General features: G+C 62.0%; 14 protein-coding genes and 1 tRNA gene. 8 read left to right on the top strand and 7 right to left on the bottom strand.

Annotated elements, in window-relative coordinates:
* The first annotated feature begins 213 nt into the window (after positions 1 to 213).
* The 4 genes from SR870_RS12605 (at position 214) to SR870_RS12590 (ending at position 2,982) form a co-directional block, all read left to right on the top strand.
* On the top strand, positions 214 to 597 hold the full coding sequence (locus SR870_RS12605; protein ID WP_322513909.1) for a phasin: 384 nt from the start codon (positions 214 to 216) through the stop codon (positions 595 to 597).
* A 243-nt stretch (positions 598 to 840) separates the two neighbouring features.
* Positions 841 to 1,272, top strand: a complete 432-nt coding sequence (locus SR870_RS12600; RefSeq protein WP_322513908.1) for a phasin — start codon at positions 841 to 843, stop codon at positions 1,270 to 1,272.
* Positions 1,273 to 1,429: 157 nt separating this feature from the next.
* A tRNA-His gene (locus tag SR870_RS12595) sits at positions 1,430 to 1,506 on the top strand.
* A gap of 777 nt (positions 1,507 to 2,283) precedes the next feature.
* Positions 2,284 to 2,982, top strand: coding sequence for a class I SAM-dependent methyltransferase (locus tag SR870_RS12590; RefSeq protein WP_322513907.1), 699 nt, complete (start codon positions 2,284 to 2,286; stop codon positions 2,980 to 2,982).
* 1,168 nt (positions 2,983 to 4,150) lie between these two features.
* Here SR870_RS12590 and SR870_RS12585 read toward each other — a convergent pair.
* Positions 4,151 to 5,221, bottom strand: a complete 1,071-nt coding sequence (locus tag SR870_RS12585) for a nucleotidyltransferase family protein (RefSeq protein ID WP_322513906.1) — start codon at positions 5,219 to 5,221, stop codon at positions 4,151 to 4,153.
* Positions 5,208 to 6,344, bottom strand: a complete 1,137-nt coding sequence (locus SR870_RS12580; RefSeq protein ID WP_322513905.1) for a PqqD family peptide modification chaperone — start codon at positions 6,342 to 6,344, stop codon at positions 5,208 to 5,210. Before SR870_RS12580 ends, SR870_RS12585 begins: the two co-directional genes overlap by 14 nt.
* A gap of 131 nt (positions 6,345 to 6,475) precedes the next feature.
* Between SR870_RS12580 and SR870_RS12575 the strand changes: the two genes are divergently transcribed.
* Both SR870_RS12575 and SR870_RS12570 read left to right on the top strand, forming a co-directional pair.
* Positions 6,476 to 6,736, top strand: coding sequence for a hypothetical protein (locus tag SR870_RS12575; RefSeq protein ID WP_322513904.1), 261 nt, complete (start codon positions 6,476 to 6,478; stop codon positions 6,734 to 6,736).
* Between the two features lie 740 nt (positions 6,737 to 7,476).
* The gene (locus tag SR870_RS12570) at positions 7,477 to 7,695 is read left to right on the top strand and encodes a hypothetical protein (RefSeq protein ID WP_322513903.1); all 219 of its coding nucleotides are present in this window, start codon (positions 7,477 to 7,479) and stop codon (positions 7,693 to 7,695) included.
* Positions 7,696 to 7,731: 36 nt separating this feature from the next.
* Here the strand turns inward: SR870_RS12570 and SR870_RS12565 are convergent, their stop codons facing one another.
* Positions 7,732 to 8,124 carry an H-NS histone family protein gene (locus SR870_RS12565; protein ID WP_322513902.1) on the bottom strand — a complete coding sequence of 131 codons (393 nt, stop codon included), beginning with the start codon at positions 8,122 to 8,124 and terminating at the stop codon, positions 7,732 to 7,734.
* A 468-nt stretch (positions 8,125 to 8,592) separates the two neighbouring features.
* Between SR870_RS12565 and SR870_RS12560 the strand changes: the two genes are divergently transcribed.
* Positions 8,593 to 8,973, top strand: a complete 381-nt coding sequence (locus SR870_RS12560; RefSeq protein WP_322513901.1) for an H-NS histone family protein — start codon at positions 8,593 to 8,595, stop codon at positions 8,971 to 8,973.
* Positions 8,974 to 9,129: 156 nt separating this feature from the next.
* The gene (locus tag SR870_RS12555) at positions 9,130 to 9,315 is read left to right on the top strand and encodes a hypothetical protein (protein WP_322513900.1); all 186 of its coding nucleotides are present in this window, start codon (positions 9,130 to 9,132) and stop codon (positions 9,313 to 9,315) included.
* A gap of 20 nt (positions 9,316 to 9,335) precedes the next feature.
* On the opposite strand, the gene SR870_RS12550 is transcribed toward SR870_RS12555, so the two are convergent.
* The 4 genes from SR870_RS12550 to SR870_RS12535 form a co-directional block, all read right to left on the bottom strand.
* Positions 9,336 to 10,793 carry an undecaprenyl-phosphate glucose phosphotransferase gene (locus tag SR870_RS12550; RefSeq protein ID WP_322513899.1) on the bottom strand — a complete coding sequence of 486 codons (1,458 nt, stop codon included), beginning with the start codon at positions 10,791 to 10,793 and terminating at the stop codon, positions 9,336 to 9,338.
* A gap of 203 nt (positions 10,794 to 10,996) precedes the next feature.
* Positions 10,997 to 12,991 carry a hypothetical protein gene (locus tag SR870_RS12545; RefSeq protein WP_322513898.1) on the bottom strand — a complete coding sequence of 665 codons (1,995 nt, stop codon included), beginning with the start codon at positions 12,989 to 12,991 and terminating at the stop codon, positions 10,997 to 10,999.
* 473 nt (positions 12,992 to 13,464) lie between these two features.
* A complete protein-coding gene (locus tag SR870_RS12540; RefSeq protein WP_322513897.1) occupies positions 13,465 to 14,604 on the bottom strand; it encodes a polysaccharide biosynthesis/export family protein in 1,140 nt (379 codons plus the stop codon).
* A gap of 248 nt (positions 14,605 to 14,852) precedes the next feature.
* On the bottom strand, positions 14,853 to 17,144 hold the full coding sequence (locus SR870_RS12535; RefSeq protein WP_322513896.1) for a polysaccharide biosynthesis tyrosine autokinase: 2,292 nt from the start codon (positions 17,142 to 17,144) through the stop codon (positions 14,853 to 14,855).
* Positions 17,145 to 17,203: the final 59 nt, after the last annotated feature.

The raw sequence follows: 17,203 nt of genomic DNA, 5'->3' as shown, positions 1-17,203 counted from the left end.
AGCGCGGATAACCTTAATTCGGCCATGGAGGAGAACCTTGTCGGCGGCGTTCGCGTTGTACGGTTGCAAAAAATGTTCGTTCGGTCACGATGCGTCAGGCTGCCATCCGCCGGTCACACCAGCGATGCGAGAGAGCAGTAAGTTGACAGACACAAGGTGGCAGACACGCAGACGGGCCGGCGGCGGCCCCCGCGGACGCAAAAGGAGTGGATCATGGATCAGGATGGACGTGACCGTTTCGAAATTCCGAAGGAAATGCGCTCCGTCGCCGAGGCCGGCTTCGACCAGGCCCGCAAGGCATTCGAGCAGATGCTCGCCAACGCCCAGCAGACCGCCACCACCATCGAGGACCGTGGCGCCACCGTCCGGGCCAACGCCAGGGAAATCACCACCAAGGCCGTCAGCTTCGCCGAACGCAACGTCTCGGCGGCGCTCGATTACGCCCAGCAACTGGTTCACGCCAAGGACCTCGGCGACGTTCTCCGCCTGCACAGCGAATATGTTCAGGGGCAGATGAAGGCGCTGGCCGAGCAGGCGGCCGAACTCGGGCAGGTGGTCACCAAGGCCGCGCAGGACGCCGCCAAGCCGAAAAGCTGAGCTAAACGTAGGGTTTAGGCCTCGCTCGCTGGGAATGTTCGCCGTTCTGATGTTCAGAATTGGCGAACAATGCGGCAATGCGGTGCAATTTTATGTTGCATTGCACAAATTCTGCGTTAAGATACGTACGAAAGGATGACCAGCGCGGGTCGTCCTTCCTCCAGGCTCGGCGTTCGGCCCATTTTTTGATCAGGTCATCGCGCGGGTCACTTCGATTTCCCCACCACCGAAGGATGTCCCCCAATGGCCGATTCGAACGATCCGTTCTCCACCGTGATGCCGTTCCAGCTTCCGGAGCAGATGCGCGCCTTCGCCGAGAAGGGCGTGACCCAGGCCCGCGAAAGCTACAGCAAGCTGCGCGACGCCGCCGAAACCAACAACGGCGCGATCGAGGCGGTGTTCTCCTCGGCCAGCAAGGGCGCGACGGACTATTCCACCAAGGTGTTCGACTTCGTGAAGGCCAACACCAGCGCGAATTTCGATTTCGCCCACAGCCTGTTCGGCGCCAAGACCCTGCCGGAAATGATGGAAATGTGGACCTCGCACGCCAGGAAGCAGGTCGAAGTTCTGACCACGCAGACCAAGGAACTGACCGAACTGGGCCAGAAGGTTGCGGCCGAGACCGTCGAGCCGATCAAGGCCAGCGCCTCGAAGATGTTCACGCCCGCCGGCTGATCCAGCGCCGTTCGCACGATTTCGAAAGCCCGGGCCTGGTCCCGGGCTTTTTTGTCGATACCGACCCACGACATTCGTCGGAGGGCCTTCCGCGGCCTTGCCAAAGCGCGGCGTTGCACCTAGTTTCCGCCCGTTCGCGGCCCCGGCTGCGCCGGATGCAGTTGTAGCTCAGTTGGTTAGAGCGCCTGTCTGTGGAACAGGAGGTCGGTGGTTCGAGCCCACCCAACTGTACCAGCGAAGCAGACACTTGCTGCCGGCCTCAATGCAGACGATGGCGCGACCTGCGCGCGACTGCCGAGCCCGTTCCACGCAGGGTCTTGCCCCGTCGCCCGATGCTCTATTGTACGGATGCATCCTGACCTCTGTGGAGCGAGCATGATCCCGATGCCGAGCGACACCGATATGCGGAGGGCTTTGCAGCCGCGCTCGCGGCGAATAGCCCTAGCGTCTCCTCGGCGAGGATTTCAAAGGGGGCCGACGCCGCATTCGGGTCCAAGCCTCCGCGCGAGCCACCGCGCGCCGCATTTTCTGAAGCTGCGCGAGTTCGAGCAATAATCTCGCTCGATTCTCGATCAACAGCTTGAGACGCCGCCTGCACTCTCGGGCTCGTGAGATCATGGGACGCGGTTCCAATATATGTAGAAATATACTAACTACCGAATACAAAATCCCCGGAGTCGTCAAAGCGAACCCGATTTAAACCCTAATTATTTAGACTACCGCGCAAGTATTTAATCAGCCGAACGAAGGCCGGTGGAGGCAGAGAGCCAAGGTCTCTGGGTGATCATTCTCGCCAGATAGGCGGCGATCATGGCCTTGGGTGCGTCATTCTATTGATCGCGATCATGATCGCGAGGGGGGGGGAGCTGTCGGGCGGCCGGCGAAAGCTGCTACGCGTTCTTCGCTGCTATCAGCTGAGTTGGTCGGACGCGCGCTGCTGCGTCATGCTGTCGCCTACGAAAATTCCAGGCAGGCTTGCGACCTCGCGCGAGACAGTGGCAATATTGGAGAATGTTATCCACCCTGCAATATCACGCGTGGAGGCGTCTACGCGCTGCATATTACGCGTTCGGGCTTGCCCGGATGCCATTCGGCGGCGCACTCGCGCGCTCCGTCAGTGCATGGGAGACAGCGCAGGGATTCGGCGACAGTCCGAAGGAAAAGTCGACCTGGGACGCCGAATATGGCGATGGGCGCTGGAACTACATTGGACAACTGCACGAAAACAGCCGCTACTGGGCAATCATTGGCTACATGGATGCATTCCGGCGCGACGGTGAGTTCCTCGATGTCGGCTGCGGCGACGGGGTGCTGTTCAAGCGCTTCAGAGCGCTCGGCTATCAGCGCTACGTGGGAATCGACATTTCCGACGTAGCGATCGAGAAGCTCGCTCCTCATCAGGACGATCGTACTATATTCGCCCAGGCTGACGGCGACGGTCACGAGCCGGAAGGCCGTTTCGACGTCGTCGTTTTCAACGAGTCTCTGTACTATTTGCGTGATCCGATACGTTCGCTCGAGCGCTATGCGCAGTCGCTGAAGCCGGGCGGCTGCATCATCGTTTCGACCTACACCGCGTCGCGGCGCTCACGAGCGGTGTTGCGGGAGGCCAAACGAGCGTTCGAGGTCGTCGACGAAGCCCAGACCACTCAGGGGCGCAATTCATGGCTCTGCACGGTCTTCAAGAAGACCGTTGCCATTGCAACTTAGACGAGTGGATGTCTTGAAAAGCAGCCGGCAGCTGCCCAGGCGGCAAATTTGGGATGAGACCGTTGTGGCGTATTGCCTGCCAAGCGCCGCCCGCCCATTCACCGCTCCGCACAATTGAAGAGGGCAATAGGACAATCGGTTGAACCTGAGCGTGTCCTGTTTCGACCTATTGAGCGAGACGGCCGTTGACCAGGTGAGAGGGTGCAATGAGTGCTTCGCTGGAGCAGCTTGCTACGATGGTCGATCTCTTTGAACGGCTGGCGACGGAGGTGCGAGAGTTAATACTGCTGCGCGAGATCATCGCGAGCCAATCGGTGGAGCAACTGGTAGCGCCTTCTCCACGGGCCGCGGCTCGACCACGTGTCGAAAAATGCCCCCTGAATGCGAGACGGCGCATATCCCATTCCAAGGCCCGGGCGGCGAGGTCGCCTGCGTCAGCCTGATCCGCCGCCCGCGTCACCCTGTGTTCATGCCGGACCGAGGCGTGCGGATTGATCGTACTAGATCATCGTTTGCCTACTGTGATAATGTGCCGATCGCGGCAAACCGTGTGACGCAAATCTCGCACGGCCAATTTCGACATGGCGTCCGGCTGAAAACCCGCCCCCTCATCTCCCGCGATCTACACGAAGATTGAATCACCGGATAAACAGATCGTTGATCTGCGGCGTGGTCCCGGCGGCGGGCCTCGTCGGTTCGAAGCCTTGTTTGCGATGCGCCGCAAACATGGCGAAGCGCACGACAAAGCGTCGTGGAGGCGCGATAGTTCACGCGATGACAGCTATCGACGACGTGCGCGGCGCGACGCCCGGGCTCGCGCCGCCGGCCTTCGTCGTCTCGATCGGCAGAACATGTCCTCTGCGTGAGCGACAGTTTCCCGTAGTTCGTAAAGGTCTCTCATGAGAGTCTGCATGGAGGCGGAAACCTCAGCCAAACGCCGGGCCGCATCACTAATACGCGCAAATGGTTTCACGGTCGCCACCGATTTACTCTGCCCATCAATCAAATGTTCCGAGCTTTAAAAAATCTGAGACAAACAAACGATCGAATGCAGGTCATCACTCGATCCCGCAGGGGAGACAAATTAAAATCGAATAATTCTTAATAGCGCTATTCTGCACCCGCAAAGCCAGCTCGTCTAACAGATTCGTGCACCGATTTACCGAGTTCAGATCTTTCCAGCGCGATCTCCATAAGACAACGACATTAAAAAGCGCAGGGTTCCGAGTCGAGGAAGCCACCGGCGCTTGCGGTCACCGGACGGCTGCTTTCCCGTGGCCGCGCGACGATGGCTTCGGTAGTCGAGCAGTCCGATCGGCAGGAGAAAATAGCGGATCTGCGGGAACCTGGCCTGCAGCAGCTGGCGCCAGACCTGAACTCTCGGGACCAGTCGCTTCGGATAGTGATCTGGCCAGGGTAGATCGAATAGCGTGGTGAGGAGCATAAGTTGGGTTTCGACAGCATTCCGCGCCAGGGTGCCCGACACCATCGTCATCAGGCCGTCCCATTGGACGCCCCCCGGCGCGGCGATCAGTGTGCGCAGATCCAGCAGATGTCGCAGATCGATGCTGCCCGTCCAGTAATCATGGTCCTGAAACTGATCGTGCATCACGAAGATAAGCGCCTGTAGCTCCGGCGAGGGGACCAGGGCATTGGCCGCGCCCAGCCGGCTTGCCCGCAGGTGAGACCGGAGGTCAGCGGTGGTCTGGTCGAGGAAGGACTGGCCCGGAAACTCGCGATGCAAATCGATCATGCCAACGTCGGCAGGGCGCTTCAGGTCGGCGTACCATTTCTTCTGCTGCCCGTCCGCCTCGTAGTCGACATTGTAGCCGATCGACGCCAACGCCTTCATGGCGGCGTCGATCTCGTCGGGCCGTACGACGAGGTCGAGATCGGACATCAACCTGCGTGCGCGATCGGTCGGCGGGATGGTCGCCAGCATTGCGGCTCCCTTGAGCAGGAGCGGCTTAATTCCGGCGCCGTTGAGTGCGACGACGGCCTCTTCGAGTTGGTCGCTCAGACGATTGTTCCGGATCGCATTGCGCTCGTGCAGCGCGTGGACATAAGCGGCAACCTCGTCCGGAATCGCACTACGTTGCGCGGTGACGAATCCGATCAGCGACGGCGTCGTCAATGTGTGGTTGGCGAGGCCGACAATGGCCGTCCAGTCCGCCCGCTGCGGCACCTTGCCCTTGAGGCAGTCGCACAGCGGCAGCAAGGCGTGGCTAAAGCTCGCCATCGCGCAACTCGATCAGCTTGCCGGTTGCGTCCGCGGCTTCTGCATATTGCAACACGAACGAGCGGGTGTGCGAGACCAGCCTTTTCAGGATTCGGAAGCCGTCGCCCGTCAATTTGCCTTGGGTTGCGAACGACGCCGCGATGATTCGTTTGAGAGTGTCGAGCTCGTTCAGTTCGGTCAACGCCGGAGCCGTCCGGTCGGATCCGCGTTCGAGGAAGACGATCCAGTCGACCCGGATCGCTCCCTCGTGGAAATCGGCTTCGACGTCGAGATATCGGACCGCGTGACCGTCGAGCCGATCATGGATCGGAACGCCGTCCGCGCCGAGCCGGACATCATCGATCAGTGGCCACGAGTTCGATTTCAGCGTCGGCGTAAACGGCACCCCGCGGATCGAACCATCGGCGCCGATCAACACGATGTCGTCGGTCGCATAGCCGAAGCCGGCTTTCAGCAGGTGCATCGTCAGGGTGCTCTTGCCCGTGCCCGGCGGCGCGCTGATCAGCAGTCCATGGTCGCCCGACGTGACGGCGGCCGCGTGAAAGATCACGTCGCGCCCATCGCCGGCGAGCAGCAGATGCTCGATGACATAGGCCTTGAACGTGGGCGCCAGTTCGTTGATCGCGCAACCCAGAACCTTGCGGCCCTCCCGCATCACAATGGAAGTGGCGCCGACCCGATGAACCGTGAAACGCGCATCGACGTTGACGGTGCGGGATGTCGTTGCGACGAACAGTGACCGGAGGTGATTCATGATCTGCACATCCGATGTGCGGATTTCAATCGACGTCCGACCGATCGGTGCGGTGAAGACAAAATCTGCGGCGTCGGTGCACGGGACGATGAGTCCGGCGCTGAGCCATTGGTTGAGCGCATCGCGCAGGCTCTCTCGCGCCGCGGCGGGAGTTAGTCCGCGCTCGGCCAGCTGGCCGGAAATCGCGTCGAGAGGGACGGCATCCTGCATACTGCACCAGATGAAGGCCGCGACGTCGTTCAGCTCGAGCAGTTGCTGGTCGTCCTCGCTGAACAGGACGGGCAACTGATCGATGAGCGCGAACGACGTGCCGGCCGCCGTGCGAAGTACGGCGAGGTCCGGCGAGGAGCCCGTGGGGGGCGCATGCATCGCGGGCGATCGTTGGGGCGCGGAGGTTTCCACAGGACAACCATTATTCGACTGTTTCGCTTGACATTCAGCATTAGCGACATTTAAATTAAATCGCAATAATCATTACATATTAAATATGGAATTCGCACATGTCAGCCGATAACGATCACAAGGTGGAAGGTCAGGACCCGTTGGACGAAGATCGGCGCAAGTTTCTGGCCGCGTGCGGGAAGTTCGCTGTGGTCACTCCGCCGGTCTTGACGGTCCTGTTGTCGACGTCGCTGAATTCGGAGGCCGTCGCCGGGTCTGGCGGCGGGCGGGGGGGACCGCCGCGGGGCGGCCCGCCGCGAGGCGGCCGGGACCGCGATCTGCTCGAATGGCTAGAACGGATCCTCAGCAAATTCTTCTGAGGTCGTTGACGATGTCGGTGACGCTGTCTCTCCGGCGCTTCGGTGGGATTGCCGGATATTCGGGGAGTCGGACGCGACAGGCGTCCCGCGATAGGCCAGTGCCGTGGAGCAATCCACGCGGAACTCGTCCTCATTGTCGCAGCGTACAGGGGGCGGATCCCGAACCGGCTGATCTTGCGGGACGCCGTTCGCTCCGGAAGCGTTCAGCAGCGTGCTCTTCAAGTGTCGGGCTCCTGTCGGTTGCGGGGTTGGTGGCCTCGACTGGCCGAGTCCATGCGGCCGATCGATGAGTTCGTCCAACGAGACCGGTTCAGCAACTCGAGCGACCAACCCCGGGGCGAACGGGAATCGATCGGCGCTTTTCAAACGACGCGAGACCCGGCCGCGGACGGTTCATTGCCGCTTGCCGCTGCCGATGCAATCGCGCGCGGCATCGGGGCGATCGGCTCTGCATGACGAGAGCAGGCGCCGCTTCGTCGTGGTCAGCGCATCGTCATCGCTGGAGGCGTGTGATCATGCGCGCGGGCGGCGTGCCGAACTTTTCGGAGCGGATCAAAAGATCGAAAGACCGCTGTCTCGCAGGCGATTCCCGTGCGCGATCGCACGATGTCCTCCCTTCAGTCACACATTCGTCAGAGCTTCGTTTTCTTTGCGAAGTATGGTCGGCGGCGTTGAACCTCTTGGCCGGTTGGCAAGCCAAATAGAAAGCCGATCGACCAAGGCTGGAACGGAGAGGGCCGATGATATCGACCAGTGAAACGCCGGCGGATCGAATCGCCATTTCGATCGTCTGCTTGAGGAATGCCCGGGCAGGCCTGAACCTCATTGCTCAGCCGCACGACAGCCCCGCCGTGAGGGCGCGGATCGACATCTGTGATGAACTGATCAACCGGGTTGGAGAGATTGATCGAACGCTGAGGCAGCTGTCGTCGGAAGCGGTTGGCGTCGACCAGCGTTGAAGGATGCCACGATAGCTGTCGTGGCAATGTTGTGGATCACGACGACGGCTCGGTATCGTCAATCGGCTTCTGATCGCCGTCGTCATCGGTTTTCTTGATCTTGAGTTCTTCCAGGACGTGGCCCTCCTGCAGAGCGAGGGCCAGCCAGCGGGGCTTCTTCCCCCGCCCCGACCATGTCTCGTTCGGCTCAGAAGGATTGAAGTATTTCGGGACCACTTTGGGATATTTTCGGCGCGAGGGACGCTTGCGGAAGCTTTCAGGTCCTTCGGGCTCGGAGGTTTCGGTCTGGTTCAGTTTCGCAAGTCGCTTCTCGAGTTCTCGCTTCTCTCCGAGAATTCGATCGGCCAAGATCTTGGTGAGCTCTTCATGGATGGTCCAGAGTTCGTCGAACTGCATGGCCTCCAAATCTGGTAGCTCTGGCTTGCGCATCTACTCTCAGCGTCCCTTGCCGGAAACAATCAGTTTTAATCCACGAGGCGCGGATCCATGGCGCGGCGATGCCCTGGGTCCCGGTCGTTAATCGCGATTTTATAATAGCATTTGAGTTTAATATAAACCAGTTTATTCTATTAAAATCTCTGCCCTCTGGATGTATAATAAATAAGCAATTTAAATCAAGATCAGCGCCGGTCGATGCGGGGGCGTCGCGGCGATCCTGCCGAAAGGCCAGACGTGTCGTTCTCCGGCAGAAGAGTCGGGCCATTCCGTTCGGGGTAGGGCCGAATCCGGATTCTCCGAAAATGAAGTAGTTTCAATGGATTGGCTTAAATTGGATTAGATGTCGCATCACCGTGGATTATTTTGATTCTAGCCTTGTTCGACTCGGCAAATAGCCTTATTTCCGGAACAAGTGTTGCTGGAATGCGACGTGCGACGGAATTAAGTTAGGGCGAACTGATGTCGACGAAGAAGCTTGATCTGGAATCCATGTCGGTGGACGATCTTTGGTCGCTTCACGAGAAGATCAGCAGGATCTTGTCGGCTCGGATCACGTCGGAGAAGCAGGAACTGGAAAAGCGCTTGGCGGTTTTGAACCGGGGGCGGACTGCCATCGAAGGCAGTGATTCGGATCAAGCCTTTGATGGGCATGACAAAGTCCGACGGAAATATCCGCGGGTGTTTCCCAAATATCGCAATCCGGCGACGCCGTCCGAGACCTGGTCCGGCCGCGGCAAGCAGCCGAGATGGCTGGTCGCGGCGATCAAGTCGGGGCGCAAGATCGACGATTTTCGTATTCGAGACGATGCGAATGCCAAAGCGCGCCGCCAGCGCGCTTGAGGTTCGGCAGCTCGATCGGCAGCTCATTCTTCGGAATCTCCCGAATCCCGTTCCTCTGAAACTCGTTTCGCCAGTTAACCATCGGCCGAGTTTCGCGTCGGATGTCGGCCGAACCGGTTTAAACTCTCCGTCTGGTTGTTCACCCGGAGAGTGCAGATGGCTGATCTCGATTGGCATCGGCTTCGAATGGAATTGACCGCCGCCCTGCATCGTCGTCCCGGCGCCGCGGACGCCGAGGCCGACCAGGGTCAATCTGGATCGGCCGTCGCCAAAGACGATTCGGATCTGCTGCTTGAGCACATTGCCATGGCGCTCGCGGATCGCTCCGATCGGGAGACTTGAGGCGCAGACCATAGCTCGGCTCAAAACGCGTTTCGCCCGCGGATCAGTTCGAGCGGTGTCTGGGCCAGGATCATCAGATCCAGGCCGAGACTCCAGTTGTCGATGTAGCGCAGATCCTGTTTGACGCGTCGTTCGATCGAGGCCGGCGTTGGCGTCGGTCCGCGAAAACCCTTGATCTGGGCGAGGCCGGTCAGGCCGGGCTTCACCCGCCGGCGATAGGCGTAGTTGCGGACCGCCTTGTCGAATTCATTGTCGTGGGCGATGGCATGGGGGCGGGGCCCGACCACCGACATGCTGCCCTCGAGCACATTGAGAAGTTGCGGAATCTCATCGATGCTCGTCCGGCGCAGCCACCTGCCGAGCCGCGTCAGCCGCGCGTCGTCGGCTTTCGCCTGGACGACGTTGGGCCCGTCTTCCAGCACCGACATCGACCGGAATTTGTAGATCGTGAAGCGGCGCCCGTTGAATCCGCAACGTTGCTGCTTGAACAAGACCGGGCCGCGTGAATCCAGCTTGATGGCCACGGTCACGATCAGCAGCAAGGGTGACAGAACCGCCAGCACGGTGGCCGACAGGCATATATCCAGGGCACGTTTCGCGAACAGTTCCACCGGCGACAGCGGTCCGCGCTGCAGTTCGACGCAGCGCGCGCTGCCGAGCTCCATGGAGGGCCGGTGGAAGAGGTCCGAGCTTGCCCCGGTCGGCACCAGCCGGACGCGCAGCGGCAGCACCCGAAGGGCAGCAACGGCGCGCTTCATTCGAGACCAGTGATCGGGGCTCACGCCGAAGAAGATCTCGCGGACCTCGGTCTCGCGGGTGTGGTCGATGATCCTGCCGATCAGTTCTTCCTGCCGCCGTTGCGACGAGCGAGAGACCGGCAAGGTGAAGTGCTTTTCGATGAAATAGCCGAGTTCGCTGAGCGTGTTGACGAGGTCGCGGCCGGCTTCGTCCGTGATCAGGACGATCTTGCGGCCAGAAAAGCGACGCTCGGCGAGCCCCTTGCGCAGCGCATTGCGAAGCAGAACGCGCTGGGCGATCAGGATCATCAATCCAACGGCTCCGAAGATCAGCGCGAACTGCAGCGGGATCTCGTCCTTCATCTGCAGGGTGAAGGTGGTCGCCACGAGCAGGCCGAAGACGCCGAGCCAGATGGCGCAGACGGCGCGAACCTGATTGCGGAGCTCGAGCAGGGCCTTGGGCATGTACATGTTGCAGGATTTTGCCACCGCGGCGAATACCACCGAGGTCGGCAACGCTACGCCGGCCAGCCGCGCAATTTCCTGCGACGTGCCGAGCAGGAGCATGTGGGCAAATGCCGCGACGAGGCTCGCGACGAAGATTGTGGCGATATCCGCCAGCAACGCCAGCAACTCGACCGAATCATATTGAACTGGCCACTTCTTGTCCCGGGCCGGGCCGTTGGCCAGACCCGAAATGGACGCGGCCTCGAACTCGAGCCGTCTCCTCAGGGTGTGCATGGTCGCCACCAATTATATTAAAAATTAACTGTTAATTATAATTCTATGGAGGCAGTTAATTTGCAAGTGGTTTATTAAATAATTGTCCGGCGAATTAAATTATTCCCCAGGGTTTGGAGGTCGGCGAGGGCCCGATCACTCGATCCCGGTCGCCGTTTCTTGGGCGGGAATTCGCGCGCTTTCGGATGCCGGACCTTGCTCGATCACGCTCGAGGCGAGCCGGCGCGGAGATTTTTCAGGTAGGCGGGGTCGAGCGGAGTGACGGTCTGTTCGACAAGGCGCCTGCCTGGGGGAGAGGCCCATCGATAGGCCGCGCTCAACGCGGGGCGAAGCTCGGTGGACCGCGTCAGCACGAAGCGGATATCGCGGCGGGCCATGTCGGCGAGTTCGTCGTCGCCGGAGAGTGCCGCCAAGCGCAGCACCTGCGACAGCCGCAACGGCAGCAGCGCGGCCTGATCGGGAGCCGTGTAGTAAGACATCTTCAGCAGCGCCCCGACATTGCAGGCCGGCAGCTTCAGCCGTTCGCAGGACGAGGCCAGCATCAGCCACGCATCGCCGCGATGCGGAGCGTAGTGCAGGGCCTTGAGCAGGCTCGCCGCAATGCCGGCGTTTCGCCCGTCGCCCGCTTCGAGCTCGAGCGCCGGGTCGGTCCACAGCATCCCCGCATGGGTGAACGCGGCGTCAGCCCAGAGGTCGCCTCGCACGGCCGCCAGGGACGCCGACCTCAGCGCCATGTCCTGATGCTGCCGCGGGACGGTCGCATGCCGCTGATCGCTGGGGAAACCGATCGCGGGCGGGCGAGAAATCTCCGGCAGGAGAATCCAGGCGCCCTGTCCCGCCAGCAGCAGCCCGGCGACGCCGACGACGACATGCGGCCACCGCGCGAACGATCGGGGGTCGGGGGGCTCCGCCGGCGATTGCAGCGGGGCGGAAGCCGCGGAAGCCGGGGGCGTCTCACGCTTGCTGTGTGACAGGCCCAGCCCGAGCGTGGCGCTCAGAATGACGCAAGCTGCGAGCGAGAGGCCGCCTTCGCTCGATAGCGCCGAGAGCAGTAATGCCGCAATGCAGCCCGCGCCCGCAGCCGCGTAGACATAGTCCCGCCCGCGCTGCAGCGCGCCCTTCAGCAGAAGCAACGCCCATGAAGCGGCGGTCAGGACGGTCAGCCACAGAAACGGCCGCCCCATTTCGATGGTCAGCGTCGCGGCAGTCGAAGCCGCCGGCGCGGTCGCCCCTTCGCCGTAGATCGGCGCAAGCGCCGAGAGCGTCCCGGCACCTGCGCCCAGCAGCCTGGCGTCGTCGGTCATACGCGTGATGAAATCGCTTTCGGCGCGGCCGGGCATGAATGCAATGAAGGTTGCGAGGGCGAGCGCAAACACCGCGGCGGTCCCGGCCCGGCCCCAGGAACTGAGATGGGCCTTGCGAATAGTCAGCACGGCCAGCACGACGCTGGCACCAAACACGGCGGCGAACAGCGTGGTCGGATCTCCGCTGGAGATGACTGCGGCGAAATTGACGAGCAATGCAGCGACCGCAACGGCGAACGCGGCGGGCGAAGAGGCTGACGGCTGACGGGGACGCGATCGGCTCGGCCGCGCGCGTTCGTATTCCCGGATGACCGTCGCTGCGGTCAGCACAACGCCGAAGACGCTGATCGTCTCGGCGGCACCCTGCGCTGCCGACGGCAGGAAACGGGCGGAGTCCGGAACAGGGAGGTAACTCGCGAGTCGTTGCAGCGAGACCACCGTCGCAATTCCGGTCAGGACGAGGAGCAGTCGTTCGGCGTCGCGGCGATGCTGCGCAAGAACGACCGCGAGCAGGGCGATGACGACCATCGACGTCAGGCGGCAGATGGCGAGGAAGGTCACCCCGGTATCGATCGTGACGGAGCCGGTCGGTGCTTCTCCGATGGCCGCGGCGGCGCTGCTCCAGATCGGGTTGATCAGCGGGCCGCCCGACATCGGCGCGATCTGGACAAGCATCACCAGAAAGGCCCCTGCCAACCCAACGAGGATGACCGGATGGGCGAGGCGCGGCAGCCTGGATTGATCCCAGGATGGAGATGTCGCAGCGGCAATCGCCAGGATGGCCGCCGCGAACAGCGCAACGATCCCGCCGGCAGCCGCACCCTGGGCGATGAGGAGCGCCGGAACGGAGATGATCAAGCCGCAATACATCAGAAACGCAACGTTCGCGCTCATAGCCGCTCCCTGGACATCAAATGAGATCGGCGGCGGACCCGCTCGCCACGAATAAATAATTAAATAAATATAATCCGATATAATAGATTTGCGCAATGCGGGCAGAAGATGCGTTCGGCGGCGCAACCGCAACAACGACCGCGGTGGTCTGGAGGCCGGCCGCTCGGCCCGACATGGAGACGGAGACGTTGCAGGCCGCTGCCGGGCTTGGTTGGGGCGGCCGCCGACCGGGTCGGTCCGCTCAGCGCCGCCACCAACGGCCTCGCTCACGCCTTTGGTTTGGGGTCAAAGCCGCGGTCGTGAGCAGGCCCGTCCCATCCCCTTCGAGCCGAAGGCTCGACAGCCTCAGCCCCGCCGGCCGGACCGTCGGCCAGAGTGTCCCCAAGCGATGTGCAGTAGGGGGCGCGCGGAGGAAAACGCGCCAAATCGGCAATCTGACGCTCCGGTTCTGACATTGTCAGAACCGGATGGGCCTAGCGGGGGGCGGTGGTGATCGGCGTCGGCGTTGTGATGATCGTATTTGTACCGCCGTTGATCGCGGCCTTCAGCGCGTAGCCGTTGATCGCGTACAGGATCGGGTCGTTCGCCGTGGCCATGATGGTGCGCAGGAAGACCAGGAACTTGGTGGTCTCGACGGCACCTGCGTTCGAGATGAAGATCACGTCTTTATTGCGCATCTCGAAGGACTGCGTCAGGAAATACCCTCCGGGATCGCGCAGGTTGACCGAATAGACCACCGGCACGATGGGGCCCTCGAACCGGGTGACATCGACGCCGAGTTGGCGCGCGACTTCCCTGGTTTCTCCCCTGTAGAGGAAGACGGCGCCCGGATCGGCCTGATCGTCGGCCAGACCGCCGACCTTGCCAACCGCTTCGGCGAGCGAAATCCGCCATGCGTCGAACTTGTACTGGCCCTGATTTCCCGCGGCGCCGAAGGCGACGAAGGTCTGGGCCTGATTGTACAGATAGATGATGTCGGACGGGAGCACGTAGATGTTGTTGGCGGGCTCATAGACAAGGGCGCCGAACGGGACGCTCGCCCGATGACCCCGGCGCTCCAGGGTGACCCACATGTCGTAACCCTGAGAAGCGGGTCCGCCCGCGCGGGCGATGACGTCGACGATGCGCTCTCCGGACGGGCTGGCCGGGAAGCGGCCTGACGCCCTTACGTCGCCCAGCACGCTGATCAGCGAGGTTCGCTGCTCGACCACGGACACCACCACCTGGGGTTCGATGGCGCGATTTTTGAGCGCATCGACGATGGCGCGCTGCACTTCGGCCGGGGTACGGCCGATCACCCGGATCGGTCCGGCATAGGGAACGGTGATATTGCCGCGGTCGTCAACGGCCTGGTTCGGGATGACGACAAAGTTGCCGGGCCGCACGCCCGCCTCGGCCGGGATGAACAGGCCGCCGGCTGCCGCCTCGAAAATCGTTACGCTGACGATGTCGCCGATGCCGAAGTGGAACGCCTTTGGCGGCGCACGGTTGGCGAAGGCGGTGGACAGCCGCGGCGAGTGCCGACCAAGCACCTCAACGACGTCGGGGGTCAGGCGCACCACCGCATAAGGAAGGCTGTCCGGCTCGGCATTCCTGCCGGTCCGGATGTCCATGCTCTGAGGTCCGCTGGCCGGCATGATCGAACAGCCCGCGCCAGCGAATGAAAGAGCTGCGATCCAAAGCATCGCCAGACCGTGCTGAAAACTGCTCAGGAGAGCCCCCAACAAAACTAACCACGTAGGGGCACAGAGTCGCATCCCTCGTCGATTCAAACCAGCTGGATATTGTGCACTTTTAAATTGAGTTTCCTAATGTTGCGCTGCCGCCACATAATCACATTGGAGGAGCAGGCGCGGCGTGGTCACTTCCCGTCCTGATCGACGTAGCCGTACCTTCCGTAGTGCTCGGAATTATAATAGTCGCTATGCGGGCTGTCGTAGCGCTTCATGACGTTCATATCGATCTTGTTGAGCACCGTGCCGAGGATCGCTTCACCGACATTCGGCGCGGTATGCAAGGCGTGCTGGACGACGTCGATCTTCGTCCGCCCCCACTCCACCACCAGGACGAAACAATCGACCAGCGACGTCGTCGCCCGGACGTCGACGATCGGCGCCAGCGGCGGAAGGTCGACGATCACATAGTCGTAGCTCGCCCGGAGCTTGTCGAACAGCGCGCGGGTCGGCTCCGCCGACAGGATCTCGCTGGTGTGGAACAGCGGTCCCTTCTTCGCGATCGGCAGAAGGGTGAGCCCTGTGCTTTTGTCGTGCCACGTCACCTCGTTGAGCTGCTTGGCCCCGGCGATGATCTCGATCAGGCCGGCCGTTGCTGCAGGTGCGAGACTCATCGACAGGGACGGGTTACGCAGATCGCAATCCACCACGATGACGCGTTTGCCGGCATGCGCGATGAGCTGGGCCAGCGACGCCGCGATGGTGGTTTTTCCTTCATTCGGCAACGATGACGTGATCCCGACGATCTTGTGAGCGGCGGGGCTCTGGTTCAGATCGATGGCCAGCTTGATGGCCCGGATCGACTCGGCGAATCGGGACAGCGGCATCGCCGTCGCCGCCCAATAGCCGATGGATCGCCGCGATATGGTCCGGACCTCGTTCCCGGGCGGCGGCGGGCTCGCCGGTGCCGGCGGGTCGACGTCCCTGAGCAGAGGCACCAGCGACAGGCAGGGCAATCGCAGCGCCGCTTCGAGCTGAGCCGAGGTCCGGAAAACCCGGTCCATCACGTCCCGCAGCAAGCCGAGCCCGACGCCCAGTCCCAGACCGGCGGCGAACCCGAACGCGATGATGAGCGACGATTTGGGCTTGCTCTTGCTCGGCGGCGGCGAGGCCGAGGCGATGATACGCGCGCCCGCGCTGGGGAAGGATTCCTGCTGAACCGACCCCATGTAGCGCTGCAGGAAGCTCTCATACAGGCTGCGATAGCTCTTGGCGCTGGTCTCGAGCTCCCGCATCGTCAGCTCCGCCGAGTTACTGGTGCGCGACCGTGACACGGCCGAAGCGAGCTGGTTCTCGATCTGCTGCTGTTTCTGCTTGGCGATCTCGTAGTCGCTCCGGCTTGTCTCGGAGAGGCGGCGGACTTCCTCCACGATCGAGGTGCGAATGTCGCGCATGCGGTTGCGCAGATTGATGACGGCGAGATGGCTCTTGCCGAACCGGGACGACCAGTCGGATTCCCGTCGGGCATGGTCGAGATATTGCTGGCGCAACGTGTTGATGATCGGATTGAGCAGCACCTCGGAGCCCGGCGAGTCGATGCCGCCCAGGCTCAGGCTGTCCGGAGTGATGGCGTGAATGACTTCTTCGAACCGGTTGAGGCGAGCGAGGCTGTCAGAGGTCAGCGCGCGCGCCGCGACCAGCCTGCTGTTGAGTTCGGCGATCTGCTGGTCGTCGATCAGCTTGCCGTCGCTGACGACGAGATTGTTCTCCGACTTGAAGGCATTGACCGCGCGCTCCGCGGTCAGCGCCTGCTGACCCAGCTCGCGCAGCCGGTCCTGCAGCCAGGCCGTGGCGTTCTTGTTCGCCTCGAACTTCGCGTTCAACTGATCGAGGATGTACTCGTTCGCGACGGCATTGGCGATCTCCGCCGCCCGGTCGGCCGTGCTGGCATTGTAGCTCACCTCGATCACATTGCTCATCCCGACACGGTTGGCGGTGAGCCGGTCGGCGAATGCGAGGGCGAGCTGGTCGGCCGTGGCGGTCTCGTCGACGACCGGCTCCAGCGGCGCCATCGACAGCCAGGCCCTTACCCGGCGGAAGAAGGCGCGGAGGCGGTCCGACGACTTGAAGTCTCTGTCGTCATAGAGCTTCAGCTTCTGGATGACCGACGTGGCGACGGCCTTGGACTTCAGGACCTGGAGCTGGGTCTCGATCTGGACGGAGTCGATGGTGGCCTCGGCGACCAGCGATTGTTGCTGGACGAATGCCGTTTTCTGGTTGCTGAACAGGATCTTGACTTGGCCGGTGAAGGTCGGGGTCGCCGTCTTGAGGTAGATCCCGGCGCCGACGACCGTCAGGATGGTCGAGAAGATGATGACCGCGTACTGGCGCCGGAGGAATCCGATGGCAAATTCGACGAGCTGCCCGATACCGCCGCCGGCGCCTTCGTCGCCCTGCGGGCCGTCATACAGCGGGACCATCCTTCCCGTTTGCAGGATATTGCTTTGAAGCATTGGAAACCCACCAAGCCGTCGGTTGA

It is taken from the genome of Rhodopseudomonas palustris (genome assembly GCF_034479375.1).
GTDB classification, from domain to species: domain Bacteria; phylum Pseudomonadota; class Alphaproteobacteria; order Rhizobiales; family Xanthobacteraceae; genus Rhodopseudomonas; species Rhodopseudomonas palustris_M.
Note: the sequence above shows the minus strand (reverse complement) of the source record. Positions and strands in the feature narration are given on the sequence as shown.